The organism is Leucobacter chromiireducens subsp. chromiireducens (genome assembly GCF_016758255.1).
In the GTDB taxonomy this organism is placed as follows: domain Bacteria; phylum Actinomycetota; class Actinomycetes; order Actinomycetales; family Microbacteriaceae; genus Leucobacter; species Leucobacter chromiireducens.
In genome coordinates this window covers 428,519-453,439 of the sequence record NZ_QYAD01000001.1, presented here as the reverse complement: position 1 = coordinate 453,439, position 24,921 = coordinate 428,519, and the positions used below count along the sequence as shown (strand labels likewise).

Below are 24,921 nucleotides of genomic sequence, written 5' to 3'. Positions count from 1 at the left end.
CGGCTTCATCGGAGGTAATGTGCGCTTTCGCACCGCATTTCCGGAATTCTCCGAAGAAGCGGTGCGAAAGGAGTTGGAGCTGCGTTGGAGTGGGCTATTCGACCCGTCGACGCCCCTCGAACGCGCGGCCGAGCGTCACCTCGTCAGCGAACTCGAGGTCACCGCCGACGGGAAGGCCGGAGGCAAGGCGCGACACTGGCACTTCGATACTCGTCAGGAGGCGCGAGAGGTAGGCCGCGGTTGCCTCGCCTTCCAGGTTCGGGTCGGTGGCGATAATGACTTCGCGGATTTCTGCGGCCCCGAGTCGGCGCATGAGCGCGGGGATCGCGAGGTCGTCGGGCCCGATGCCGTCAATGGGGCTGATGGCGCCGCCCAGCACGTGGTAGACGCCGCGGAACTGGCGGGTACGCTCGATCGCCACGACGTCCTTCGGCTCTTCGACCACGCAAATAAGCGTGTGGTCGCGGCGGGGATCGCGGCAGATCGAGCATTCCTCTTGCTCCGTGATGTTGCCGCAGACCGCGCAGAAGCGGACCTTCTCGCGCACCTCGGTGAGCAGCTCCGCGAGGCGGGAAACGTCGAAGTGTTGGGTCTGCAGGATGTGGAACGCGATGCGCTGCGCCGACTTCGGGCCGATGCCGGGGAGGCGGCCGAACTCGTCGATCAGGTCTTGGACGATTCCGTCGTACACGGTGGGTACCTCCTCGGTGTGCGGCGCGGGGTGTCGCTGTGCGTGCACATCGTGCAACGCGCTTCAGTGTAGGGCGTTAGTGGCCGGGGAGCGGGCGTTCTTCAACGAATCGCGCACCGAGCACCTCACGCACCACGGCCTCGCCGTAGCGGGTGAACGCGGGGGCGGAGCGCTTCGTGTCAACAGCGTCCTCAGTAGTCGCCGGCTTCGGCACAGCGGCGGCACTCGGCTGCTGGGGGCTCTGTGCCGGAGCAGCCGCAGGAGCCGCGGGCGTGCTGGCCTGCGGCGCGGGGGTGCTGGCCGGGGCTGGAGCAGCTGCTGGTGCCGCAGAGGTGGCTGACCGCCCGTACGGGTCACCGTACGCGTCCTCGTACTCATCGCTGGGTGCGGCATCGGCGTCCCCGTAGGGGTCGCTGCCGGCATACGGGTCGCTCGGGATCGCGGTCCCCTGCTGCGGCTCGGCGCCGGCGGGCCCGGCAACGGGTACTGGCGCTGAGGGCGCGGGCGGGGCTGCAGGTGCAGGTGCAGGTGCAGGTGCAGGGTGCTCGGCGGCAGGGGCCTCCGGCGCAGACTTGGTCGTTGCAGGTTCGGCCGGAGTCTCGGCCGGAGCCGGTGCCGGGGTCTTCTCCGTAGTCGGTTCTGGGCGCACGACCGGCGCAGCATCCTGCGGTGTGGGCGCGGGCGCAGACGCAGGCGCCTCCGGAACCGGGTCGGCCCAGGCGGGAGCCGCGAGCGCGGGCCCGAGACCGTTCAGCCGCGCGGCTGCCCGGGCAACGGGGTCGTGCGCATCCGGTGTGGTGTTTGGCGCGGCGTTCGGTGCGTGTTCGGCGGGTGATCCCGCTCGATGAGGCTCCTCTGCGTCGCCCTCGGTCTGAGGCTCGCGCGCCACGTTGGGTGCGGCCGGGCCGCTCCCTGGAGCTACGCGCGTCGGCTTGTACTTCACGCTGATGCCCACGGCGGACAGGATCGTCTCGCGGAGCGGGCCGGCGCCTGACGTCTTGAACGCCGCGAGGTCGGACTCGGACGTGAGTCCCACGGTCAGCACATCGCCGTCGAGCGCGACGGGAACGACGGGCGACACCGCGTTCCACGCATCGCGGTCGGCTTCAAGGATCTCTTCGAGCAGATCAGGCCAGAGCTCAAGGAGGTCCTCGAAGCCCGGGGCGTCAGCGGTCTCGTCTGCAGCTGCGTCAGCCGCACCGCCACCCGACGCATTGTCGCCCGACGAAGTATCGCCCACAGCATGAGTGCTGGGTGCGGGCGCATCGGGCGCCTGCCCCGGTGCTGCTGCGCTCGCCTGCTGCGCGGGCGCGGGCGCCTGCGCAGCCTGTGGTGCTGGCTTCGTGGGCTCGCTGCCGATGCTCTCAATCTGTGCGGCGCTCAGCACGTCAGAGATGGGTCGGCCGAACGATGCCGCTCCCGCGTTGGGGTGCGGCGCTTCGCCGCTCTCGCTGCGCGCGGGAGCCGCGGCGGGCGGCTGCACCGCGGGAGCAGGAGCCGGGCTCTGGGACGCAGCAGCGGGTTCGGGAGCAGCAGCGGGTGCCGGGGCGGCAGCCGGGGCAGGGGCAGCCGACGGCTCGGGCGCGGCGACCGGCGCAGGGGCAACCGAGGGCTCAGGAGTGGGCGCTACGTGCGGTGCCTGCGAGGCGCCCGCGGTATCTTCGCGGAGGAACTCGCGGATCGAGGCGGCCGTCTGCGCGGCGTTCGGCGCGGTCGGTTCCGCAGCCGGCGCGGGCGCTTGCGAAGCGGGTACAGGAGCAGGAGCGGACGGCTGCGCCGGAGCCGCTGCCGCACTTCGCGCGGCGGCGACCGCGGACAACGGGTTCACCGCGGGAGCAACCGGAGCCGCGGGCGCGGCCGGAGCCGAAGGCGCTGCCTGGGCGGGTCGCGACGTACCACCTGCGGCCTGAGCCGCCTGCGGGGAGTGGCCGCCTGCTGCCGGGGCGGAGCCCGCGCCGACAGCGGAGGGGGCGGCCGCCGGGGCCGCTCCTGCCTGCACGAGGACGCGAGCCACCATGAGCTCGAGCTGCAGGCGCGGCGCCGTCGCCCCGGCCATCGAGTCGAGTGCCGCAGCGACAACGTCCGCGGTGCGCGAGAGCTCGCCGGGCGCAAACCGCTGCGCCTGTTCGAACATGCGCGTGAGCTGGTCCTGCGGCACGCCACGGAATACCGCCGCGGCCCCGTCCACGGTGGTCGCGCTCACGACAATCAGGTCGCGCAGTCGCTCAAGCAGGTCCTCGACAAAGCGACGCGGATCCTGCCCCGTCTGCACCACGCGATCGGTGGCCTGGAACGCGGCGGCGGGATCGTGCGAGCCAAACGCGGTGACGACGTCGTCGAGCAGCTCGGTGTGTGTGAAGCCCAGAAGGCCAGCCGCGCGCTCCGCGGTGACGAGCGCGGTCTCGGAACCGGCGATCAGCTGATCGAGGATGGACAGCGTGTCTCGCACGGACCCACCGCCCGCGCGCACGACGAGCGGCAGCACGCCAGGCTCAACCTGCACGCCCTCGCTGTCGCACAGCGACTGCACGTAGTCGATCAGCGTGCCCGGCGCGATGAGGCGGAACGGGTAGTGGTGCGTGCGCGAACGAATCGTGCCGATCACCTTGTCGGGCTCCGTGGTCGCGAAGACGAACTTCACGTGCGGCGGCGGCTCCTCCACGATCTTGAGGAGCGCGTTGAAGCCACCGGGCGTCACCATGTGCGCCTCGTCGATGATGAAGATCTTGAAGCGGTCGCGTGCGGGTGCGAACACCGCGCGCTCGCGCAGGTCGCGCGCGTCGTCGACGCCGCCGTGGCTGGCAGCGTCAATCTCGACGACGTCGAGCGATCCCCCACCGTCGCGGCTCAGCTCCACACAGCTCGGGCACGTGCCGCACGGGGTGTCGGTTGGGCCCTCCGCGCAGTTCAGGCACCGGGCCAGAATGCGGGCAGACGTCGTCTTGCCGCACCCGCGCGGGCCGCTGAACAAATAGGCATGGCCGATGCGCCCGCTGCGGAGCGCCGTCATCAGCGGATCAGTCACCTGGGACTGTCCGATCATCTCGGCAAAGGCTTCGGGCCGATAACGGCGATAGAGTGCGGCAACCACATTCTCAATGGTACCCGCGACCACCGACATTCACCCGGCTTCCGCCCTGCCGGAGAGTATGCGCCCGGCTACACTGTCGACGTGGAAGCAACGAAGCGACAAGAAGAACACCTCCTCGACGATGTCGACCGTGACATCATCGACGAGCTTCGTGTCGACGGTCGACTTTCGTTCTCCGAGATCGGTCGGCGGATCGGCTTCTCAGAGCCGACGGTGCGCCAGCGCTACAACAGGCTGGTCTCCCTTGGCATCATCTACGTGGCTGGGATGTATGACGAAACCAAGATTGGTGGAATCGCGGCCCACGTAGGAATTCGTGTTGCCGAGGTACCTGTCGCACGCGTGGCTGCGGAGATCGCAGATCATCCAAACGTGAAATATGTTGCGTGCGCACTCGGCTACTACGACATCATTCTTGATGTCGTCGCGCAGGACGCACAGGAACTCGGCAGGATCGTCCTGCAGGATCTCCGACGCATCCGCGGTATCTCTGACCTCGAGACGCTCACCGTGCTTGAGGTAATGAAGGACACGTACCTCTGGCAAGGATTCAGGGACCCGATCCCAGCAAACCGCGCGGGCCGGCTCACGAGTCGCCCCAGTTCCTGAGAGCCCCAACTAGCCGTCGGGATCGCTGATGCTTTGCCCCGCAGTTCCTCGCAGCCCTTCCCAGGTGTAGTCCTTTGCGAGAGAAGTGACGATAATGGGCTGAATAGCGGCAACGCCTGGGTGACGGCGAATCTCATCCATCAAGTCGATGAGCCGCGGCTGGTCCCGGCACGTTGCTTCGAGGTAAAGGTCGTGTGATCCGGCGACGAGCGCCACGTGATTGATCTGCTTAATCCCGAGCAGACCGTTTGCCACAGAACGTGGAGTCAAGTTGCGCACCCGCAATAGCAGACGGACCACCTGGTGTCCCAGCAGCAGCGCATTGCACAGCGCAACAATCTGAAGCGCGTCGTCCTCTCTAAGTTTTGCGAGACGCGCACGAACCGTCGATTGCGAGACGCCCAGTTCCTCTGCGAGTGAGGCAAAACTGCGCCGCCCATCCCGCGCCAGCATCTCGATGAGCCGGCGGTCCACCTCGTCAAGCATGCCAAGCGCCCCTCTCGCCGCAGGATTCCAGATTATCTGGTTGGCGGAGAGGGGCGCTGTCGTGGCCTCACTTGTCAGTGAGCTTCCAAGTCGCGAACGGCACGCACGAGCGCTGCATTGTCGATCGGAGCCGCGCCGTCGGGAAGCAAGACGCCATCTTCAAAGCCGATCCGGGTCTCGCAGCCGTCCTCGATTGCTGCGCGCACCACGGGCCAGACGGTCTCGTCATAGCCGTGATACAGAATCGGCGCGGTGACACCAGCCTCTCGGAGCACCGCAGCGATCTCCCGACACTGTTCGACGGCCGCGACTGGATCCTCCGTCTCCGGCTCGATCAACACGCGCACGTTCTGGTGCAGTGTCGACGACGCGAGGAGTGCGGGCACATCTGCCATTGACCACACAGCCGATTCGAGGATCATGCCCCGTTCAATAACAAGCTCGGCGGCTTCCCCCGCCCCTTCCTCACAAAACGCCACCGAAGCGAAATCGGGCAACGCATCCGCTGGCCAGGCCGAGATATGCGCCATTCGCTCGGCGTGCGAGGTCACTGTCCACAGCCCCGTGGTGGTCCCGATCACAATTGTGGGATCAGCAGCACGCGTCGCCCGCACCCACTCGCCAACCGCATCGGGGTGAATGGTCTGCGCACCGCTCTCAGTGAGTACATGAGCGTGGATCACATCGGCGCCAGCAGCCACCGCCGCTTGACTCGCAGCTACGATCTGCTCTGTGGTGTGCGGGACTGCAGGGTGTTCTTCGGTGGATCGGCCACCGTTGATCGCGGCTTTGAGGAGCATAGAGAGTATCCTTTCGAGGCTTTAGGCACGGCGAAGCATCAGCACGAAGCTGAGCCTCGCGGCCGAGGGTAGAGGGGACTGCGCCGGACTATTGGGGCGTGGTCGCGGCAAGAAGCTGAGCAACGGTGTCACTTGCTCCAGTGAGGCTGCCGAGCGGGGTACCGGCCTGCAGCTCTGCGATGAGTTCTGGTTCTTCACCATCGTCGGCGAGCGCGATATCGACGATGCGCTCCAGCACATGCGGCGACACGATCAAGACACCGTTCGCATCGGCGAGCACCACATCGCCGGGGTGCACTACCGACCCCCCGCAGGTGATTGGAACGTTCACCCCGCCCGCGTCGATTCCTTGGAGTTTGGTGGTGAGCATGCTGGTGCCTCGGGCGTGAACAGTCAGACCCAGATCAGCGATCTCGTCGATGTCAGTTACGACCCCGTCGACGACAGCCCCCGCTGCCCCGCGAGCAACGAGCTGCGCGGCAACAACTTCACCGAGCGGTGCGTGGCGCTGGTCGCCACCGGTGTCCAGTACCAGCACCTGACCCGGTTTAATCATGCCGGCCGCGTGGTGCAGCGCGGTCGAGTCCGTTGCCGTAGTGCGGACCGTGAACGCAGTTCCGATGATCCGCCCGCCCGCAGCAACGATGCGCCGCACTCCTGGATCAGCAAAGCCCTCCTCCAGGTAATGTCCAAGCGTCGGGAAGCTCAGCTGTTCGAGCTTGTCACGAAGCTCCTGCGTCAGCGCATGAGGAGTCTCGCCAGTGTGGAAGAACATCGATGTTCCTTTCGGTGTGTGGGGTGCTACGCAATGCGGTAGCTGAGTTCAAGACGTCGATTGTTGAGGGCGGGCAGCATCGCTCGTGCGAGGCGGGTTCGGCGGGCGTCAACGTCCGCGTAGATCACCGTCTCCTCATGCGCGTTCGCGCTCGCGGTGATGATGCCGAGCGGATCAATCACACGGCTGAGCCCGACTGAGTCGTCTCCGACCGTGCCGGATGCGAGCAGCCAGCTCACGTTCTCGATCGCGCGTGCCTGCGTCAGCACCTCCCAGTGCTGCTCTTTTCCCTTCCCTGATACCCAGGCCGCAGACAACGAAATAATGTCGGCGCCGCGATCAGCAAGACTGCGGAAGAGCTCCGGAAAACGAACGTCGTAGCAATTCGCAATGCCAACCTTGAAACCCTCAACTTCAATCACCGGGGGTAGTGAACTCCCCCGAGTGACGTACGCCGATTCCTGGTAGGCGAACGCGTCGTAGGTGTGCATCTTGTGGTAGCGAGCCAGCTCCAGCCCCTGGGGGTCAAACGCAAGAATGGTATTGAACGGCAAGCCATCGGGGTTAGGCTCATAGCCGGCGGAGATCAGCGTCACACCGTGTTCTCTCGCCAGATCAGCAAGGAGCGCCTCGAAACGGGGCCACATCTCGCTCAGAATGGTTCCAAACTGCGGCTTAATCGCGTCATCTGCGAGAAGCGCCGCCTCTTCCGGGAATACCACCAGCCGCGCGCCCTGGGCCGCAGCCTCGGCGGTGAATCGGCGGATCGTGGCGAAGTTGGCCTCGACATCAATGCCAGGCGATGTTTGTACGACTGCAACTCTCATCAGGTTCCCTTTCCAAAGCATCTGCGTGGAATTAGCGCGTGACAATGCGAGCGTCTTCGGGACGCCAACTCACGCGGAGTTCTTCACCCACCGAGAGGCCGGGGAGGTCCCGCTCACGGACGAGGCTGGACAACGACACCTTGAGCGTCGCTTCACCGAAGGACAAGTGCACGTGCCACTCTTCGCCGAGGAAGGTGAGCATCTCGACCATCGCCGGAAGCCCTTCCCCGCCTCGAATCATCTCGACACGTTCAGGGCGAAGCAGCAGTGTCGCCTGCTGCTCCCGCGCGACGTCTTCCGCGAGCACACCGTGCAATGGACCGACTCCGGCGAACTGCGCGGCAACGCACTGACCTGCGGTCCCCGCAGGAATCGTGACATCCAGCAGGTTGCAACTGCCAATAAAACCCGCGACAAAACGAGTCTCCGGCAGGTTGTAGATGTCTTCGGGAGCAGCCACCTGCTGCACTACCCCCTCAGACATCACAGCGATCCGATCAGACATCGTGAGCGCCTCTTCTTGGTCGTGCGTGACGTAAATGAACGTGATCCCAACCTCACGCTGCATACGCTTCAGTTCGACCTGCATTTCCTTTCGAAGCTGCTGGTCCAGTGCGCCCAACGGTTCATCGAGCAGCACCACCTTGGGCCCAGAGACCACCGCTCGAGCGAGAGCTACGCGTTGCCGCTGCCCGCCCGAGAGCTGATCCGGCTTCCGTTCACCCAGATGAGCGAGCTTCACGAGTTCGAGAGCCTCCTGCGCCCGGCGGTTCACTTCTGCTTTCGGCTCACGTCGAACCCGAAGTTCAAACGCCACGTTCTCGAACACAGTGAGGTGAGGAAAGAGCGCGTAGCTCTGGAACAACATGTTGAGATCACGGTTCCTCGTAGGAACATCCGTCACGTCAACTCCGCCAAGCCGCACTCGGCCCGAGCTTGGGGATTCGAAGCCCGTGATCATTCGCATAAGCGTCGTCTTGCCACAGCCAGAGGGGCCAAGGATCGAAAAAAACTCGTTCTCACGAATCTCAAGATCCAGCGGATGCACCGCCAGGTGCTCCCCGAATTGTTTCGAAATACCTGAAATCTCTACGGCCGGTGCGATGGTGGTGATTTGCGTCATCATGATCTCTCGCTCTCTTGGAATCGAAAGGCCCCTAGGAGGCCTTCACGCGCGTCCAGCCGTCCTGATAGAACTTCATGGCCGCTCCGGGATCGACGATGAAATCAGCCTCAGCAACCTGCTCTTCGGACGCGTACACCGCGGCATTCGTCAACAGCCCCTGGTCAGAAACATGCTCCTGTGCAGCCTGGTTCGCGCTTGCAAGCCCAGCGTCATTCGTTGCCAGGGCACCGATCTCAGGACGAAGCAGGAAATTGATGAACTCGTACGCCGCTTCTGAGTTCGGGGCCCCCTTAGCGATCGACAGGCCGTCTACCCACAGGCTGCCCCCTTCCTCTGGGAGGACGTAATGCACGTTCTCATTCTCCGCAACGATCTTTGCCGTGCTCGTGCCACCCCACGCCTCCGACATGCACACGTCACCGTTTGCTACCAGCTCGCCGTAGTTACTCGAGTTGTAGCCCGAGAGCAGCTTCTTCTGCTCGATGAGCGACTCGGTCGCCGCAGCAATCTCTTTCTCGTCCGTACTGTTCGCGGGATACCCATTCACCTGCAGGCCTGCGATGTATGCGGCGAGCATGTTGTCGAGCATGTTCACCTTGCCCTTCCACTTCTCATCGAAGAGCGACGACCAGCTGGTGATCTCCTCGCCCCCGGTGCACTCCGAGTTGTACAAGAGACCGGTGGTACCCCACACCCAAGGCACGGAATACTGCAAGCCAGGGTCGTATGACGGGTCCTTGAACTTCTCCGCGATGCCGTCGATTCCCGTGATTTTGGACTTGTCGAGCGGCTCGATCAGATCCTGGCCAATAAGCTGCTGCACCGCATACTGGCTCGGTTCGACAATGTCGTACCCAGAGTTGCCGGCCGCAAGCTTGGAGATCATCGTTTCGTTGCTATCGAAATTGTCAACGTTGACCGTGATGCCGGTTTCTTCAGTGAAGGCATCGAACACGCTCTGCGGGATTTCATCGGCCCAGGCGTAGACGTTGAGCTCCTGCGCTCCGGCATCGCCGTTTCCGCTGCAGCCGGTGAGTGCGAGGGCGGCGACAATGCCGACAGCTGCGAGAGACTTCTTCTTCATGACAGGTTTCCTTTCGGTGGGTCTAACGGTGGCGCCGAAGCGCTGCTATGAGCGCGAGTCGACAAGAATTCGACGCATCTGTGTCACGCCTACAGCAAGCACTATGACGAGCGTGAGGAGAATCAGTAGCGCACCAAGCGCGTTAATGCTCGGCGTGAGCCCGTTCTTCAAACTGGAGTAGATCTTGAGCGGCAACGTGGTTGATCCCACGCCGCTGAGGAAGGTCGACATCACGATGTTGCTGAACGAGGTAGTGAAGCTCAGCAACCATGCGGCAATCACCGCAGGTCGCAGAAGCGGAAAATACACCCTCGTAAAGGTCTGCCAGGGTGAACACCCCAAGTCGGTCGCAGCTTCCGGCAGACTCGGATCGAGCATGGCCGCGGAGCTCATCAAGACGAGGGTTGCCAAGGGAAGCGAAACAATAAGATGGCCGAGCACTAGTGTCGCAATTCCCAGCGGCACCTTGGTCGCGCTGAAGACGCTGAGCAGTGCGACACCAAGCACAATCTCGGGAACGATGAGCGGCAGTGCGATCATGGCCATCAAGCCGCCCTTCCCCCTCCCGCGATACCGCACCATGCCGAGCGCAAACATGATCCCGATCACCGTTGCAATGCTGGCTGCGAGCACTGCGACGATCGCGCTGGTCCGCAGGGTCTGCATGAGAGCACCGTCGCGGAACAGGTCGACGTACCACTGCAACGTGAAACCATCAAAACGCGTGTTGGTTCCTGCCGCATTGAACGAGTAGACGATGACCGCGACAATGGGGATGTACAGGAATACGAAAACTCCACGGGCGATCCCGTTGACGAGTCGATCCATGATCTAGGCCCCCTTCTTTTTGTTCGAGGCGCGCTTCATAAGCAGGCCGACCAGCGCCATCGACAGCAGCATCAAGACGAGCAGCACCATCGAGACTGCAGCGCCCATCGGTTGGTTGCGGAACTCGGTATACAGCGTCACGATGAGGTTGCCAACCAGCGGGTCCTTGCCTCCACCAAGCAAGACGGGGATCACGAAAACTCCCATTGTCGGGATGAAAGTCAGCAATGCCGCGCCGAGAATACCCGGGCTACTCAGGGGCAAGATCACCCGCCGGTGGACGCCCCACCAGCTACATCCCAGATCCGTCGCGGCTTCCTTCAGCGACGGATCGATGGAGCGCATCGATGCGTAGATCGGGAAGATCGCGGTTGGCAGGAATGAGTACAGCAACCCCAAGATGACGGCGACATTGCTCGGGATCATGGAGAAGCCAGAAACCCCGAAGATGCCCAATACTCCGGCGATCGGCCCGCCAGAACCGAGAATCGTGATCCACGCAAATGTGCGCACCAGGAAGTCTGTCCAAAACGGGATGATGACGAGGAGCAACAGGAACCCCTGTTTGCCCTCTGGGCGCGAGACGATGTAGTACGAAGTGAGATACCCCACTACGAGGCAAACTACGGTGTTCAGCAGACCCAGTCCAAGCGAAAAGAACAAGGTCTTCGAATACACCGGGTCGAGAAGCTTCGCGTAGTGCTCCAGCGTGAAGCCGCCCACGATCCCGCCGTAGTTGTCAGCGATTGCGAAGCTGTTCCTCGCCACGATGAAGAGCGGCAATATTCCAAGTAGCATCACAGATGCGATGCCGGGAATCAGCAGTAGCAGTGATCCGCGTTTCGGTCGTTCCTTCCGACCAAGGTGAATCATGCGTGTCGTCGATGTCACGTTGCTCCTTTGCACTCGCCTTCGGTCTGTGTGCTTCCATCCTCTGTGCGGGGCGAGGACCATACACAGGTGCGAGCAGCGGATTCCGTGGAAGATCCGTCCGTTCTCGTCGCACTTCGCAGCGCCTCCGCGATTCAGGTCGCCGAGGGTCGCTTCATTCCGCTCGGGTGAGCGAGAAGTTCAACAGGGGTGAGCGCCGCGCAACGGATCGCGCAGGTACGCGCGGAGTAGGCCGCAACGATGCGGGATCAGCGCGCGGCGCCCACCAAGCCCCACGTCTGGCGCGCGATCTCGGCTTCCTCGTCGGTTGGCACCACGAGAATCTCGACGCGCGAATCCGGGGCACTGATGCGGCGCGGCTCGGACGCCCCCGAGGCGGCGGCGTTCAGTTCGGGATCGATCCTGATCCCGAACCATTCCAGCCCCGCACACACGTCCGCGCGAAGCGCCGCATTGTTCTCGCCGACGCCCGCGGTGAACGAAACCACGTCGGCACCGCCGAGGGTCGCGAGGTACGCGCCCAAGTAGTGCCGAATCCGGTGCGTCGTCACATCAATGGCGAGCTGTGCCTCCGCGTCGCCGGCGTCCGCCGCAGCACGCACGTCGCGGAAATCGCTGGTGCCGGCAAGCCCACGCAGCCCCGAACGCGAGTTGAGCAGTCGGTCGAGCGCATCAACGTCGTACTCCGCCTCGCGGTTGAGGTGGAACAGGATCGAAGGATCCAAATCTCCCGATCGTGTTCCCATGACCAGCCCCTCGAGCGGGGTGAGCCCCATCGAGGTGTCCACCGAGCGGCCCCCGTCGATCGCGCACATCGAGGCGCCATTGCCGAGGTGCAACACGATCTGCCTGAGCTCGCCGAGCGGGCGGTCGAGGAAGCGAGCCGCGCGCGCAGACACGTACTGGTGCGAGGTGCCGTGGAAGCCGTAGCGGCGGATCCCGTGCTCCGCGGCAACCTCGCGATCGATCGCGTAGGTGTAGGCCGCCGCCGGCATAGTCTGGTGGAACGCGGTGTCGAACACGGCCACGTGTGGCACGTCGGGGAACGTGGCACGCGCAGCCACGATCGCCTGATGGTGCGCGGGGTTGTGGAGCGGCGCGAGCACGCCCAGTTCGAGGATGCGCGCGGCCACGCGGTCGTCGATCACGGTCGGCGCGAAGAAGTCGTTGCCGCCCTGCACCACTCGGTGGCCCACTGCGGCGAGCGCGGAACCCTCGAGCGGGTGGCCGGAGCGCTCGAACGCGCGCTCCATCTGCGCAAAGCCCGCGGTGTGGTCCGGGATCGGCAGTTCCTCCTCGAGCACCGCGTCCCCGTTGCGGTGCTTGACCACCCCGACCGGGTCGCCAATGCGCTCGACGAGCCCGCTTGCGAGCCGCTCCCCGCTCTCGGGGTCGATCAGCTGATACTTGAACGAGGAGGAGCCGCTGTTGATGACGAGGATCTTGCTCACGCGTCTGCTCCGTCTCGCATGCCGGCCTGCACGGCGGTGATGGCCACGGTGTTGATGATGTCCTCGACTGTGGCGCCGCGTGAGAGGTCGTTCACGGGCTTGTTCAGCCCCTGCAGCACGGGACCAACGGCCACCGCACCGGCCGAGCGCTGCACCGCCTTGTAGGTGTTGTTGCCCGTGTTCAGGTCGGGGAAGATAAACACCGTGGCGCGGCCAGCCACCTCGGAGCCGGGCATCTTCGATGCGCCCGTTGCAGGGTCGCTCGCCGCGTCGTACTGAATCGGCCCCTCGATGAGCAGGTCCGGGCGTGCAGCCTTCGCCAGCGCGGTCGCCTCGCGCACCTTGTCGACATCGGCGCCGGAGCCCGACTCCCCTGTCGAGTACGAGAGCATCGCGATGCGCGGCTCAACACCAAACTGGGCGGCGGTCTCCGCCGAGGAGATTGCGATATCGGCGAGCTGCGCCGCGGTGGGGTCGGGGTTCACCGCGCAGTCGCCGTACACCAGCACACGGTCGCGCAGCCCCATGAAGAACACGCTCGACACCACCGAGACGCCGGGCTTCGTCTTGATGAACTCGAGGCTCGGCCGGATGGTGTGCGCGGTCGTGTTCGCGGCGCCGGACACCATGCCGTCGGCGAGGCCCAGCTGCACCATCATTGTGCCGAAGTAGCTGCCGTCGGCCATGACGTCCCAGGCCTGCTCGTGTGTGACGCCCTTGTGGGCGCGCAGCCGCGCATACTCGGAAGCGAAGCGCTCACGCTCGGGTGAGGTGAGCGGGTCGATGATCTCGGCGGCGTCGAGCGTGAGGCCGAGCTCGCCGCCCCGCTTGCGAATCGCCGCGGCGTCGCCGAGGAGCGTCAGGCGTGCGGTGCCGCGGGCGAGCAGCGTGCTCGCTGCGCGCAGAATCCGATCGTCGTGCCCCTCAGGGAGCACGATGTGCGAGCGCGCTGCCGCTGCCCGGTCGAACAGCTCGTAGGCGAACATGACGGGCGTACGCACCCCACCGCGGTGCAGCCGGAGCCGCTCGCGGAGCGTCGCCGTGTCGACTTGCTGCGCGAACAGGGCAAGCGCCGTATCGAACTTCGTTGGGGATTCTTCCGTGAGCAGGCCGCGCGCCGAGGAGATGCGGCGCACCGTGTCGAAGGTGCCCGAGTGCGTGCGGATGATCGGCAGGGTCGAGTCGACGCCGTCGAGCAGCCGCGTCACATCGGCGGGCAGCGCGAAGTCGCCGTTCAGCACCACGGCGGCGATCGTGGGGAAGGTGGGCGCCTCGTGCGCCATCGTCACGGCGAGAAGCGTCTCGGAGCGGTCAGCGGCGATCACCACGACCGAGCCCTCGAGCAGCCGCGGCAGCACGTTCTCCATCGACATGCCGGCGACCACGACATCGCGTACCTCTCGCGCGAGCAGTTCGGCGGAGCCCCGCTCGAGCGTGCCGTCGACGGCGGCGAGCACTTCGGAGACGGGCGGTGCAACGAGCAACAGCTCCTCGGGGACGGACCACACGGGTGTACCGGCAGGCAGCACCGCGGCCACGGCGCGGTCGATCTCAGACAGCCGATCGGGATCGGCACGGTTCACGAGTGCCGCAAGCACCGTTGCGTGCTCCGCCTGCAGTTCGGAAAGCCCGAGCTCGGCGAGCTGAGCGATCTCGCCCGGCGTGCGCGCCGCCTGCTGCCCGAGGTACTCGGCTTCCTCGGTGGAACGACCGCCCAGCACGAGCAGCACGGGCGTATCGAGGTTCGCAGCGATCCGCGCATTGAAGGCGAGCTCCGTGGGCGCGGCCACATCGGTGAAGTCAGAGCCGACCACCACGATCGCGTCGCAGTGGGCGCGCAGCGCCTGGAAGGCGGCGACGATGCGCACCATCGCGGCGTCGGGATCGGCGTGCGCGTCGTCGTAGGTCACGCCGACGCAGTCGTCGTAGCTGACGTCCGCGGTGGCGCGGCGCAGCAGCATGTCGAGCACGCGGTCGCGCTCGCTCGCTGAGCGGATCAGTGGGCGGAATACGCCCACGCGCGGGGCGTCTGCGCGGAGCGCGTCAAGCACTCCGAGCGCAACCGCGCTCTTGCCAGTACGGCCTTCGGCTGACGTCAGGTAGATGCTCGCTGCCACAGCTTTCAGTCTAGGCTGCACGGGCGCGCGGCGCGGCAGCCAAGCCAGCTCGAGTCGCCCTGCCCGCAGAATCACCGAAGCCGAGCCCAGTCGGCCGGGTCGCGCAGAAGACTTCTGCGACCCGGCCGGTGAGCCCGGCTCGGAGAAGAAAGCGGAGTGGGATCAGCGAGCATCGTCCGTGCGCTGCGCCGCGGCAAAGCCCGCGGTGAAGCCACGCTCGAAGCCGCGGCCGTGGCCACCGTGACCCTGGTGGCCAGAGCCCGCGTGGTCACAGCCACCACGGCCGAAGCCGGCGTGCCCGATTCCAGCACACTGATGGTGCGGGTGGTGTCCGTGTCCACGGCCGAAGCCGTGCCCGCGTCCGAAGCTGTGTCCGCGTCCGTATCCAAAGCCACGCCCACCGCGGGGCAGCCGCGTCTCCTCGGTCCAACCCAGCTCGCGCGAGATCGCCTCGAGGGTGGCCAGGGTGGTCTCGAAGTCCGTCTCCGGAACCGATGCGGTCACGCGGGCCTGAACCTCGCGCACCGCAGCATTTGCGCGGTCGCGCACGGTCTCGCCTGCGGCGGTGAGCTGCCAGCCGTCTTCGGCGCGGACAATCAGCCCGCGCTCGACCAGGGTGAAGAGGCGCTTGCCCCCGCGCTCAAGCCGCTCGCGCAGCCGCTCGGCACGCTCCGAGTCGCCCGAAAGCGCGTTCAGTACGCGGCGTTCACGGCGCGTGGTGCCTGCTGCGGCGAGCGCCGCGTCGGTTTCGCGAGCCGTGAGTGCCGCGGTGGCACGGAGCCAGTAGGCGAGCGAGCGATCCGTCGAGTCGGCCTGTGCAGAAGAAGTCTGGGTGTCATGTGCGTTCGTCATGAGTGAAGTCCTTTCGGTGCGGGCACCCTGCCCGCAATGTATGTCATTGTGCATGTATATGTATGATGACATGTACATGAATGCATGTCAAGAGGCATGTAAAATTTCTTGCATGACCTCCACACCCGGCAGCCCACATGATCCGGCAGACAGCCCTGAAGCCGACGCCATCATCGGCGCACTCACGCGCATTCGCGGCCGCCGCGGCCCGCGGCGCGGCGATGGTCCGGGTGGCGATTTCCCCCGGGGCCCCCGCAGTGCGCTCGCGCACCAGCCGCACGAAGCGGCGGACGGACCCGACTGGCGTGGCCCGCACGGCGGCCCCCAGCGCTCCGCCAGGGGTGGGTTCGGCGGCCCGGCGCTGCTGCGCCTGCTGAGCACGCTCGCGCACGCGTCAACACCGCTCACCGTCAGCGAGATCGCGGGTGAGATCGGGGTGGATCAGCCCCGCGCGTCACGCCTGGTTCAGCAGGCGGTCGAGCGCGAGTTCGCCGCACGCGAGGCCGATCCCGAGGACGCCCGGCGCACCCGGGTGCGAATCACGCCCGCCGGCGAGGACGCGGTGCACGGTTTCCGTGGCCGCCAGCGCGCGGAAGCGGGCGCAGCACTTGCCGCACTCGAGCCGGCCGAGCGCGCGGAACTCGCACGGCTCCTCACGAAACTCGCGGCGGCGTGGCCCCAGCACGAGACGCCAGGCTCCCCCACCTCCCGGTAGCCCCGCCACGGATCGGGGTCACTTCGGCACGGTGTTGCGACTGCAGTGTCAGCGACACCCTGCCAAAGTGACCCCGATCCGGGGAGGGCGATGGGGGCACAAACGAAAAGACTCCCTACGTACCCGCTAGAGCCCGAGTACCCTTGCTTCGTTTCCGACCTGGGGGAGTTTCTCGAGATAGCGCCACGTAGGGAGCCGTTCCAGTGTAGCGGACTATTCGCCGCGCTCGCGCGACGCGTCGCTCGGGCGCGCCTCATCACCATCCAGCGTGCCTACCGCATCCGCGCCTGCGCTTTCGGCAGCTCGCGCCCGGGCGCGGGATCGCGCGGCAACCACCGCGACCACTCCTGCGCCAAGAATCAGCAGCGCACCGCCCGCGAGCAGCCAGGGCATCGTAGATGCCCCGCCGGTGTGTGCGAGCGGAGCTTCCGCAACGTTTGGAGCGGGCTCTGGCTTCAGTTCCGGCTTCAGTTCCGGCTTCGGCTTCGGCTTCGGCTCAGGCTTGGGTTCAGGCTTCGGAACTTCGGCGGCCGTACGCACTTCGAGCGTGGCGCTCCGCGAGGCACCGACTGCATTCTCGGCAGTGACACGCACCGTGTAGGCCGTGTCAGCGGTGAGCCCCTCGAACACGACTGATGTCGCGGTCGCTGGCAGGCTGTGCGAGGCGTCACTCGCGATGCGCGACTCCGCCGCAACGGGCACCAACTCGGCCCGCACAGCGGCGGCACCTTCGACGGGGGCCCATTCAATGGCGATACGTTCTGCAGTGACCTCAGTGGCGCGAAGCCCTGACGGCGTTGCGGGAGCAACGGGGAGCGCTTCCAGCAGGCCAGCCGCATCCACGATCCCCTCGCCGAACACGGTGGTATCGGGGATTCCTGCGGCTGTATACGGGTTCACCGGTCCGCCCTCCGCGGTGCCGCGCGCAGTTTCCAACACACGTGCGGTGAGTTCCCCACCCGAGATGCCCGGGGCGTAGGACTTGCCAAGCGCGGCGACGGCCGCGGCGTTCGGTGCCGCAGCCGAGGTGCCGAAGAAACGGAACTCCGCGTCACCGGGCTCACCACTGAAGAAGGTTGTCTGCGTGCCGTCGACCGACGCGAGGTTCGGCGTATTCACAACGACCGGGCTCGGCAGCGGAGCCGACGGGAGTGCAGGCCCATCCGTCGTGAAGCGCACGGGCTCGAAGTACAGCGTGGCCGGACCGAGCGAGCTGTAGGGGCGCACGCGCGTGGGGTCCTCCCAGTCGAGCGAGGCCACGCTCACCGCGGAGCCGTCGGCCGCGTGCCCGAAGGTCGTCGGCCCGACAAGGTCGCTCGCGCCATCGCCGAGGTGGGCCCGCGAGGTGATCGAGTCCCCTCCCCGCAGGAACGAGAAGAGCACGGCGGGCTCCGGGGCCGCGGGGTCGTGCCGGGTGCGCACCATCACTGCGCGGATCTCCGAACCGGCCGCAGCAGTCACCGCGCCGGTCGCGCCCGGGTAGTACTGGCTCAGCTGGGGAACGACGGCGATCAGCGCGGGATCGCTCGCGCCAGGATCCACACGGTAGAAACGCCACTCGTACGCCGTCGTGATCCCGAGGAATGGCTCGGCAATCGAGCCGATCATCCGCAGATTGGTGTCGGGATCACCGGGCTCCCCCTCAAGCATCAGTGTGTCGTACGGCGTCTCCACTGTCGGATCTGGATCGAAGTCGAGGCAGTCGATGCCGATCGCGCCCTCGAGCGGGTCGCCCGCGCCCTGTGCGAGCCAGCTCGGGCAGTCGGTAGGACGGTAGGCCGAGGTGCTCCACGAGGAGATGGGACGCCCCGCTGACTCCCCCTCCGAGCCCACACCCGTTGAGTTGCCCGCCGAGGTGAAGTATGCGACCCCTTGGGCTTTGGCCTCCTCGATCGCACCCGAAATGAAGCCCTGCTGGTACGCGGTCTCCTGCGGCCAGGTGATGTCGTCGACGATGATGTCAGCACCGGCTTCGACGAGCGCAGCAATGTTCATCGACATTTCGAGGTCGTTCCGACCTGCGTCCGCAAAAAGGATTCGCGCCCCCGGCGCGATCCCGTGGACAAGCTGAGCCATCGCGCGGCCTTCGTCCGATCCGCCGACGGAATCCGAAACGATCTCTACCGGAGCGGTGTGACCGCAGGGGTTCGCGGCTCCGGGAAGTGCGCCCGAGGCGACATCATCAGCCCAGGAGGTCGGCGAGTCGATCGACGCGAACGAATCGGAGATGACACCAACCGTGACGCCCAAGCCATCGGCCCCGAATCTCTCACGGGCTTCGGCGGAGCGGAGCGGTCCGTCAGCCTCGATCGGCACTGGAGAGCACCTCGCAGCTTCTGCGGTAGGAACTGAATCAGCCTCGGCACGCAGAGCACTCGCTCCCGGCAGTTCTGCCGAACGCAACTCCGAGCCAGTGAAGGGCTTCAGTGCGGGTGTCGCACTGAGCACGCCGGGAAGCTCTTCCACTGCCGAGAGCGCGGCGGGGTCCACGCGAATCGTCGCCGCAGGGAAGACGGTAAACACCTCATCGACAATGCTCAACGCTGCGAGGGACGAGAGGGTCGGTTCGTCGGGGGTCTGCGCGAAGAGAACCGTGGCGACAACACGATCTGCGTCATCGACCCGAAGGCTTCCGCCACCCTCAGACGGCAGCGCGGCGGCATCGGCCAGATCTTCCGCACCGGAGGCACCCCCCTCGGCGGCTTCAACCAGGCGGTCAGTCAACGTAGTCACGGGAGCCTCCGGCTCCTGAGCGCTGGCTGCGGGCCCACCAAATAGGACGAGAAGCGGAATCACCGCGCACACGGTGACCCCTCGAAACACGGCAGATCGCATCAGGGATTCCTCTTCCGCCGCAGCGCGGCATCGCTGGGCGCACACACACCCGAGCCCGATGCTAGCCAGAACCTTGGATCATGTCCATAAATTTTCTTCGCGTGTGCTTCGACTCAGTAGTCACGGGGCCCGGCTCATGGCCGGGCCCCGTGACTACTGGAACTATTCAGATCGTGGAGGCTCCGGCTCGGAATCGAGGGGAACCGTGACAGATCCGGTCACAACCGGGATCGACCCCGTGAGCAACTCCTCGGCGTGTGACTCGTCGACCTCGCCGGCGAACTGCGCCTGGTAGAGCGCGGCGTACGCGCCCTTCCGCGCCAACAGCTCGTCGTGCGAGCCCTGCTCAACGATCTTGCCGCTCTCCATCATCAGGATCGTGTCTGCGTCACGAATCGTGGAGAGGCGATGCGCAATCACGAACGAGGTGCGGTCGCTTCGCAGCGCGCTCATCGCCTGCTGCACGAGCACCTCAGTGCGCGTGTCCACCGAGGACGTCGCCTCATCCAAGATGAGCAGCGAGGGGTTCGCAATGAACGCCCGCGCGATCGTCAGGAGCTGACGCTCACCGGCGGACAGCGAGGAGCCGTTCTCCGAAATGACCGTGTCGTAGCCCTCGGGCAACTGCCGCACGAAGCGATCCACCATCGTCGCCTGCGCGGCGGCTACGACCTCCTCGTCGGAGGCATCGAGTCGGCCGTAGCGGATGTTCTCGCGGATCGTGCCGTCGAACAGCCATGCGTCCTGCAACACCATGCCAACGTGACCACGCAATTCTGCGCGAGAGAGCTTCGTGATGTCCACGCCGTCGAGCAGGATCCGCCCCGCGTTGAGCTCGTAGAAGCGCATCACGAGGTTTACGAGCGTCGTCTTGCCAGCCCCGGTGGGACCAACGATCGCGACAGTGTGGCCCGGGCTCGCCTCGAGCGAGAGATCCGCGATCAGCGGCTGCTCGGGATCGTAGCTGAAGCTCACGTTCTCGAAGACGACGTGCCCGTCCGTGCGGTCCGGCAGATCGGCCTCAGTCGTATCCGGCTCCTGCTCGTCCGCGTCGAGCAGCTCGAACGTGCGCTCGGCCGATGCAACACCCGACTGCAGCATGTTCGCCATGCCCGCCATCTCGCCGATGGGCTGCGCAAACTCGCGCGAGTACTGGATGAACGCGGTCACGTCGCCCAGGGTCATCTGACCGGCGGTGACGCGCAGCGCCCCCGCCACTGCAATGAGCACGTAGCTCAGGTACTGCACGAACTGCATGGCGGGCATGATGGTGCCCGACAGCGCCTGCGCCTTGTAGGCCGCGGTGAACAGGCCTTCGTTGCGGCGATCGAACTCCTCAATCATTTCTGCATCGCGATTGAAGATGCGCACGAGCTCGTGGCCGGTGAACGATTCCTCGATGTGGCCGTTCAGGTCGCCCGTGTGCTTCCACTGCGCCACGAACAGCTTCTGCGCGCGCACGCCCACCACGCCGGCGATGATGCCGGAGAGCGGGAGGGCGATCAGCGCGATCAGCGCGAGCTGCCACGACACCACGAACATCATCGCGGTGATGCCAATCACGGTGAGGAGCGACTGCACCAGCTGCGAGAGCGCCTGCTGCAGCGCCTGCTGAATGTTGTCGACATCGTTCGTGACGCGAGAGAGCACGTCGCCGCGCTGGCGCCCATCAAAGAAGCTGAGCGGCAGACGGTTGATCTTCTCCTCAATGTCCTGGCGCAGCGTGTACACAACGCGCATCACGAGCTTGTTCAGCAGGAACCCCTGCAGCCACATGAGGAACGACGCAACCAGGTAGAGCCCCAGCACCACCAGGATCAGTCGGCCCAGGAGGCCGAAGTCGATCCCCTGCCCGGGCACCACACCCGACCCCTCGAGCATGTCGGCGAACTGGTCCTCGCCGCGGTCGCGCGCAACGGAGACGATCTGCTCGAGCGGCACGCCCGCGGGCAGATCCTTCCCGAGTACACCGTTGAAGATGACGTCCATCGCCTGGCCGAGAATCTTCGGCGCGATGACGGTGAGCACCACCGAGCCGATGACAAGCACCACGACGAGCGCGAACAGCATCTTCTCGGGGGCGAGGAGCCCAACCAGGCGCTTCGCCGCCGGCCAGAAGTGCTTGGCCTTCTTCGTGGGCTGGCCGCCCGTCCAATCATCGTTGTCGGGCTGGTAGTCGTCGGGGAGTTCGAACTCTTCGACGGCCGCGGGCTGCGCGGACTTTCGGTCCTTCTTGGCCATTACGCCGCCTCCGCCTCTTCAAGCTGCGATCGAACGATCTCCTGGTAGACCTCGTTGCTCAGCAGGAGCTCATCGTGGGTTCCGCGACCCACGATCTCACCGGCCTCGACCACAAGAATCTGGTCGGCCTCCGTGATCGTGGACACGCGCTGGGCGACGATGATGGTCGTTGCGCCCTCGGTCGCGCTCGGCAGCGCGGCCCGCAGGCGCGCATCGGTCGCCACGTCGAGCGCGGAGAACGAGTCGTCGAACAGGTACACCCGCGGCTTCGCGACGAGCGCTCGCGCGATCGAGAGTCGCTGCCGCTGGCCGCCGGAGACGCTCGTTCCGCCCTGGGAGACGGGCTCCTCAAGGCCCAGCTCCTTCTCGCGCACGAAATCCTCGCCCTGGGCAACGCGCAGCGCATCCCACAGCTCGGCTTCGCTCGCGTCGGTCTTCCCAAAGCGCAGGTTCGAGGCAATCGTGCCCGAGAACAGGTAGGGCCGCTGCGGCACGAGGCTCACGGTGTCCGCGAGCTGCGCGCGCGTGAGCGCGGCAACCGGGGCACCGTCGATCGTGATGGATCCCTCCTGTGCGTCGTACAGGCGCAACATGAGGTTCAGCAGCACGGTCTTGCCCGCACCGGTCGAACCGATGATCGCGGTTGTCTTGCCGGGCTCAGCGACAAACGTCGCGTCTCGGATGACGGGCTGCTCAGCGCCCGGGAACCCGAAGGTCACACCGCTGAACTCGATGCGGCCGGCCTGCGGCGTCGCCTCGGTCTCGCGATCGGGGAACGAGAGCGTCGACTTCGTGTCGAGCAGCTCCCGAATGCGCTCGGCACACACGACCGCGCGCGGAATCATCATCGTCATGAAGACACCCATCATCACGGCCATGAGGATCTGCAGCAGGTACTGCAGGAATGCCGTGAGCGAGCCGATCTGCACGACGCCGGCCTCCACGCGATGACCGCCGAACCACAGCACCGCCGCGGTCGCGAAGTGGAGCACCATCATGATGACGGGGAACATGAGCACGAAGATGTTGCCCACGCGCACCGACACATCGGTGATGTTGCGGTTGGCGGTCTCGTAGCGATCCGCCTCGAAGTTCTCGCGCACGAAGGCGCGCACCACGCGGATACCCATGATCTGCTCGCGCAGCACGCCGTTGATCGCGTCAACGCGATCCTGCATCGTGCGGAAGAGGGGCAGGAGCAGCCACACGAGGAAGCTGACAATCACGGCGAGCACGGCCACCGAGACCCACACGAGCCACGACATGCCGGCGTCCTCGCGGAGCGCCATGATGACGCCGCCGATCGCCATGATGGGCGCCGACACCATGAAGTTGAGCGCCATGAGCACCAGCATCTGGACCTGCTGCACATCGTTCGTGCCACGGGTGATGAGCGTGCCCGCACCGAACTTGGTGGCTTCGAGCGTGCTCAGCGAGTCCACCTTGCGGTAGACCTCGCGGCGGAGATCGCGGCCCATGCCCATCGAGGTGCGCGCACCGAAGTACACGGCAGCGACCGCGGTCAGCAGCTGACCGAGCGACACGATGAGCATGAAGCCACCGGTACGCCAGATGAAGCCGGTGTCGCCCTTCGCGATGCCTTGATCGATGATCTGGGCATTGAGGCTGGGAAGCCACAGGGCGGCAATAGTTGAGAGTAGTTGGAGCACAAGCACCGCAACCACGAACGGCCAGTACCGTTTCGCGTGCCGCAGTGTCAGTGAGATGAGGGCCACGAGGATCCTTTCGTCGCGCGCCAATCGCCGAAGAATCGCGCGGGGCGGGCGCAAAACACGAACGACGGAGCAGGCGAAAACACTACCACCGCGCGGGCACAGAATCGACGGATTCACCCGAATTCAGTAGTTACTCCGGTGCGCTCTGCGTTTCGGTCTCGGCCGCAGCTCCCTTTCCGCCCTGCACCTCGCCGACTTCACGGTCGCTCAGTACGCGCCAGGGCGAGTTCTGCGGCAGCACCAACGCGGCATCCGGGCTCTCGCCCTTCGTCCACCAGCGGGCCTCATATCCGATGCCGTCGAAGATCACCCGGTCGCCCTGGCGGTACTCGGTGGCGTGACTCCACGCGGGGTACGCGCCCTCGGGCAGCTTCGGGCGCTCAATCGGCTTCTCTCCGGGCAGCACGGGTCCGAGAAGGCGCCAAGGTTGCGCACCGCTCTCGCTGGGTTCATCGGGCTGCTCCGCCTGCGTCCACCACTTCGCCTCGTACACATTGCGCCGCCACACGACCTTTGTCTCGGCCGGGTACGCTGCGTCGCTGTTCCACACCGGGTACGGACTCGTCTCCGGATCGTCCACCGCCGCCCCGTGATCCGGGTCCACCGGCTGGGGCGTGGGCTTGGGCTGCGCGATCGCGCCGCTACGCTCCCCGGCGAGCGTGCGCGAGAACCGCTCATCACCCTGGTCAACGCCGCTGCACGAGTCAGACACCTGCTTGGGATCGGGCCAGTTCGCGTCGCACTCGCGGTCGCGGTTCAGTGACCACATGGAGAGGCGTGCCATCCCGTGCTCGGCGGCGAATGTGGAGAGCGCTCGTGCATCGGCGATGGTGAACACTTCATCGCGCACGTCGTTCTGCCCGATCATGGGTGTGGCCCCGATCCGGCTCCACGCGGTCGCCTCGCCGATCGGCGTTCCCTGCTCCTGCGCGAGCGCGCGCAACTGCCCCTGGAGCGCGACGAGACTCCCGCGAATCGTGTCGATCAGCGGCTCATCGAGGCCCGAGTTGTAATTCATGGTCATCGCGTTCACACCGGCGACCGTGACACCGGCCTTGAGGTAGCTCCGCACGGCGGCGAGCCCGTCCTCGGTGAGGCCGCTCGGCGCAATGGGGAGCGTGAGCCACACGTCGAGCCCGTCGCTCGCGCTGGCCTGCACTTCCTGAATGGCCCGCGCCTGGCGCTCGACCGCGGCACGATCGCCGAGCATCTCGCCCTCAAGATCCATGTCGATACTCGCGAGCTCGTAGCGCTCAACCACCGCTTGGTACCCGTCGGTGAGCGCCTGATGATCCGTGCACTCGAGCGCGAGATCGGAGTTCGCCTGGCCACCGAAGGCCACCATCGCAGACCCACCGAGGTTGCGCAGGCGCGCGAGCCGTCGGTCAAGATCGAGCATCTGCTCCGCCTCGTCGAGGCCGTAGACCCCGCCCCAGGCTGGGCTGCAGGCCGCGTCGGGATCTCCCACGACAAACGCGAGCGCAACGTTTTTCGGCCCGGTGCTGCCCGGGCTCTCGAACGGGAAGCTCGGCGTCGCCGTCACATCGACGTAGCCGTCGCTCCACGGGTGCTGCTCACTCGCCTCACGCTGATCCTGCCACCAGCCCCAGCCGAAGACGCCGCCGCCCACGAGCGCCGCAACCACGATGAGCAGCACCGAGAGCCGCAGCCATGAGAGCTTGCGCCCCGGAAACCACTTCGACATTACTTCCCCACCGCGTCCTGTTCGGGTCTGACGTTGCACACGATCGATCACGCTCGATCGG

General features: G+C 65.9%; 19 protein-coding genes and 1 other RNA gene. 2 read left to right on the top strand and 18 right to left on the bottom strand.

All coding sequences use genetic code 11. The features are described 5' to 3' along the window. Positions 1–94: 94 nt before the first annotated feature. Positions 95–691, bottom strand: a complete 597-nt coding sequence (gene recR / locus D3226_RS02105; protein ID WP_202381494.1) for a recombination mediator RecR — start codon at positions 689–691, stop codon at positions 95–97. A 76-nt stretch (positions 692–767) separates the two neighbouring features. Continuing rightward, positions 768–3,734: a DNA polymerase III subunit gamma and tau gene (locus D3226_RS02100; RefSeq protein WP_237462187.1), complete on the bottom strand. Its 2,967-nt coding sequence runs from the start codon at positions 3,732–3,734 to the stop codon at positions 768–770. 129 nt (positions 3,735–3,863) lie between these two features. On the opposite strand from D3226_RS02100, the gene D3226_RS02095 reads away from it, so the two are divergent. Then, a complete protein-coding gene (locus tag D3226_RS02095; RefSeq protein ID WP_202380760.1) occupies positions 3,864–4,391 on the top strand; it encodes an AsnC family transcriptional regulator in 528 nt (175 codons plus the stop codon). Between the two features lie 9 nt (positions 4,392–4,400). On the opposite strand, the gene D3226_RS02090 is transcribed toward D3226_RS02095, so the two are convergent. The 11 genes from D3226_RS02090 to D3226_RS02040 all read right to left on the bottom strand — a co-directional run bounded on the left by D3226_RS02090 (position 4,401) and on the right by D3226_RS02040 (position 15,628). Continuing rightward, positions 4,401–4,877, bottom strand: a complete 477-nt coding sequence (locus D3226_RS02090) for an Lrp/AsnC family transcriptional regulator (RefSeq protein WP_202380759.1) — start codon at positions 4,875–4,877, stop codon at positions 4,401–4,403. Positions 4,878–4,951: 74 nt separating this feature from the next. Further along, a complete protein-coding gene (locus tag D3226_RS02085) occupies positions 4,952–5,677 on the bottom strand; it encodes a 3-keto-5-aminohexanoate cleavage protein (RefSeq protein WP_202380758.1) in 726 nt (241 codons plus the stop codon). An 88-nt stretch (positions 5,678–5,765) separates the two neighbouring features. Beyond that, the gene (locus tag D3226_RS02080; protein WP_202380757.1) at positions 5,766–6,452 is read right to left on the bottom strand and encodes an RraA family protein; all 687 of its coding nucleotides are present in this window, start codon (positions 6,450–6,452) and stop codon (positions 5,766–5,768) included. 26 nt (positions 6,453–6,478) lie between these two features. Beyond that, positions 6,479–7,279: a carbon-nitrogen hydrolase family protein gene (locus tag D3226_RS02075; RefSeq protein ID WP_202380756.1), complete on the bottom strand. Its 801-nt coding sequence runs from the start codon at positions 7,277–7,279 to the stop codon at positions 6,479–6,481. Between the two features lie 31 nt (positions 7,280–7,310). Further along, complete coding sequence (locus D3226_RS02070) at positions 7,311–8,405, bottom strand: ABC transporter ATP-binding protein (RefSeq protein ID WP_202380755.1); 1,095 nt, start codon at positions 8,403–8,405, stop codon at positions 7,311–7,313. 31 nt (positions 8,406–8,436) lie between these two features. Then, entirely contained in the window at positions 8,437–9,489 is a 1,053-nt protein-coding gene (locus tag D3226_RS02065) for an ABC transporter substrate-binding protein (RefSeq protein ID WP_202380754.1), read from the bottom strand. Between the two features lie 45 nt (positions 9,490–9,534). Continuing rightward, on the bottom strand, positions 9,535–10,317 hold the full coding sequence (locus tag D3226_RS02060) for an ABC transporter permease (RefSeq protein WP_202380753.1): 783 nt from the start codon (positions 10,315–10,317) through the stop codon (positions 9,535–9,537). Between the two features lie 3 nt (positions 10,318–10,320). Continuing rightward, the gene (locus tag D3226_RS02055; RefSeq protein WP_337248870.1) at positions 10,321–11,208 is read right to left on the bottom strand and encodes an ABC transporter permease; all 888 of its coding nucleotides are present in this window, start codon (positions 11,206–11,208) and stop codon (positions 10,321–10,323) included. Positions 11,209–11,456: 248 nt separating this feature from the next. Next, positions 11,457–12,659 carry an acetate/propionate family kinase gene (locus D3226_RS02050; protein ID WP_202380752.1) on the bottom strand — a complete coding sequence of 401 codons (1,203 nt, stop codon included), beginning with the start codon at positions 12,657–12,659 and terminating at the stop codon, positions 11,457–11,459. After that, positions 12,656–14,776 carry a phosphate acetyltransferase gene (gene pta, locus D3226_RS02045; RefSeq protein WP_202380751.1) on the bottom strand — a complete coding sequence of 707 codons (2,121 nt, stop codon included), beginning with the start codon at positions 14,774–14,776 and terminating at the stop codon, positions 12,656–12,658. Before pta ends, D3226_RS02050 begins: the two co-directional genes overlap by 4 nt. A gap of 162 nt (positions 14,777–14,938) precedes the next feature. Next, complete coding sequence (locus D3226_RS02040; protein ID WP_202380750.1) at positions 14,939–15,628, bottom strand: hypothetical protein; 690 nt, start codon at positions 15,626–15,628, stop codon at positions 14,939–14,941. Between the two features lie 112 nt (positions 15,629–15,740). Here D3226_RS02040 and D3226_RS14570 point away from each other — a divergent pair, with 112 nt between their 5' ends. Beyond that, on the top strand, positions 15,741–16,343 hold the full coding sequence (locus D3226_RS14570) for a MarR family winged helix-turn-helix transcriptional regulator (RefSeq protein WP_237462185.1): 603 nt from the start codon (positions 15,741–15,743) through the stop codon (positions 16,341–16,343). Positions 16,344–16,446: 103 nt separating this feature from the next. On the opposite strand, the gene ffs is transcribed toward D3226_RS14570, so the two are convergent. The 5 genes from ffs to D3226_RS02010 form a co-directional block, all read right to left on the bottom strand. After that, an RNA gene (ffs, locus tag D3226_RS02030) (signal recognition particle sRNA small type) lies at positions 16,447–16,543 on the bottom strand. Positions 16,544–16,556: 13 nt separating this feature from the next. Continuing rightward, complete coding sequence (locus tag D3226_RS02025; RefSeq protein ID WP_202380749.1) at positions 16,557–19,076, bottom strand: S8 family serine peptidase; 2,520 nt, start codon at positions 19,074–19,076, stop codon at positions 16,557–16,559. 264 nt (positions 19,077–19,340) lie between these two features. Next, on the bottom strand, positions 19,341–21,419 hold the full coding sequence (locus D3226_RS02020) for an ABC transporter ATP-binding protein (protein ID WP_202380748.1): 2,079 nt from the start codon (positions 21,417–21,419) through the stop codon (positions 19,341–19,343). Next, the gene (locus tag D3226_RS02015) at positions 21,419–23,155 is read right to left on the bottom strand and encodes an ABC transporter transmembrane domain-containing protein (RefSeq protein WP_202380747.1); all 1,737 of its coding nucleotides are present in this window, start codon (positions 23,153–23,155) and stop codon (positions 21,419–21,421) included. The genes D3226_RS02020 and D3226_RS02015 overlap by 1 nt, the downstream gene beginning before the upstream one ends. A gap of 130 nt (positions 23,156–23,285) precedes the next feature. Continuing rightward, the gene (locus D3226_RS02010) at positions 23,286–24,860 is read right to left on the bottom strand and encodes a chitinase (RefSeq protein ID WP_202380746.1); all 1,575 of its coding nucleotides are present in this window, start codon (positions 24,858–24,860) and stop codon (positions 23,286–23,288) included. Positions 24,861–24,921: the final 61 nt, after the last annotated feature.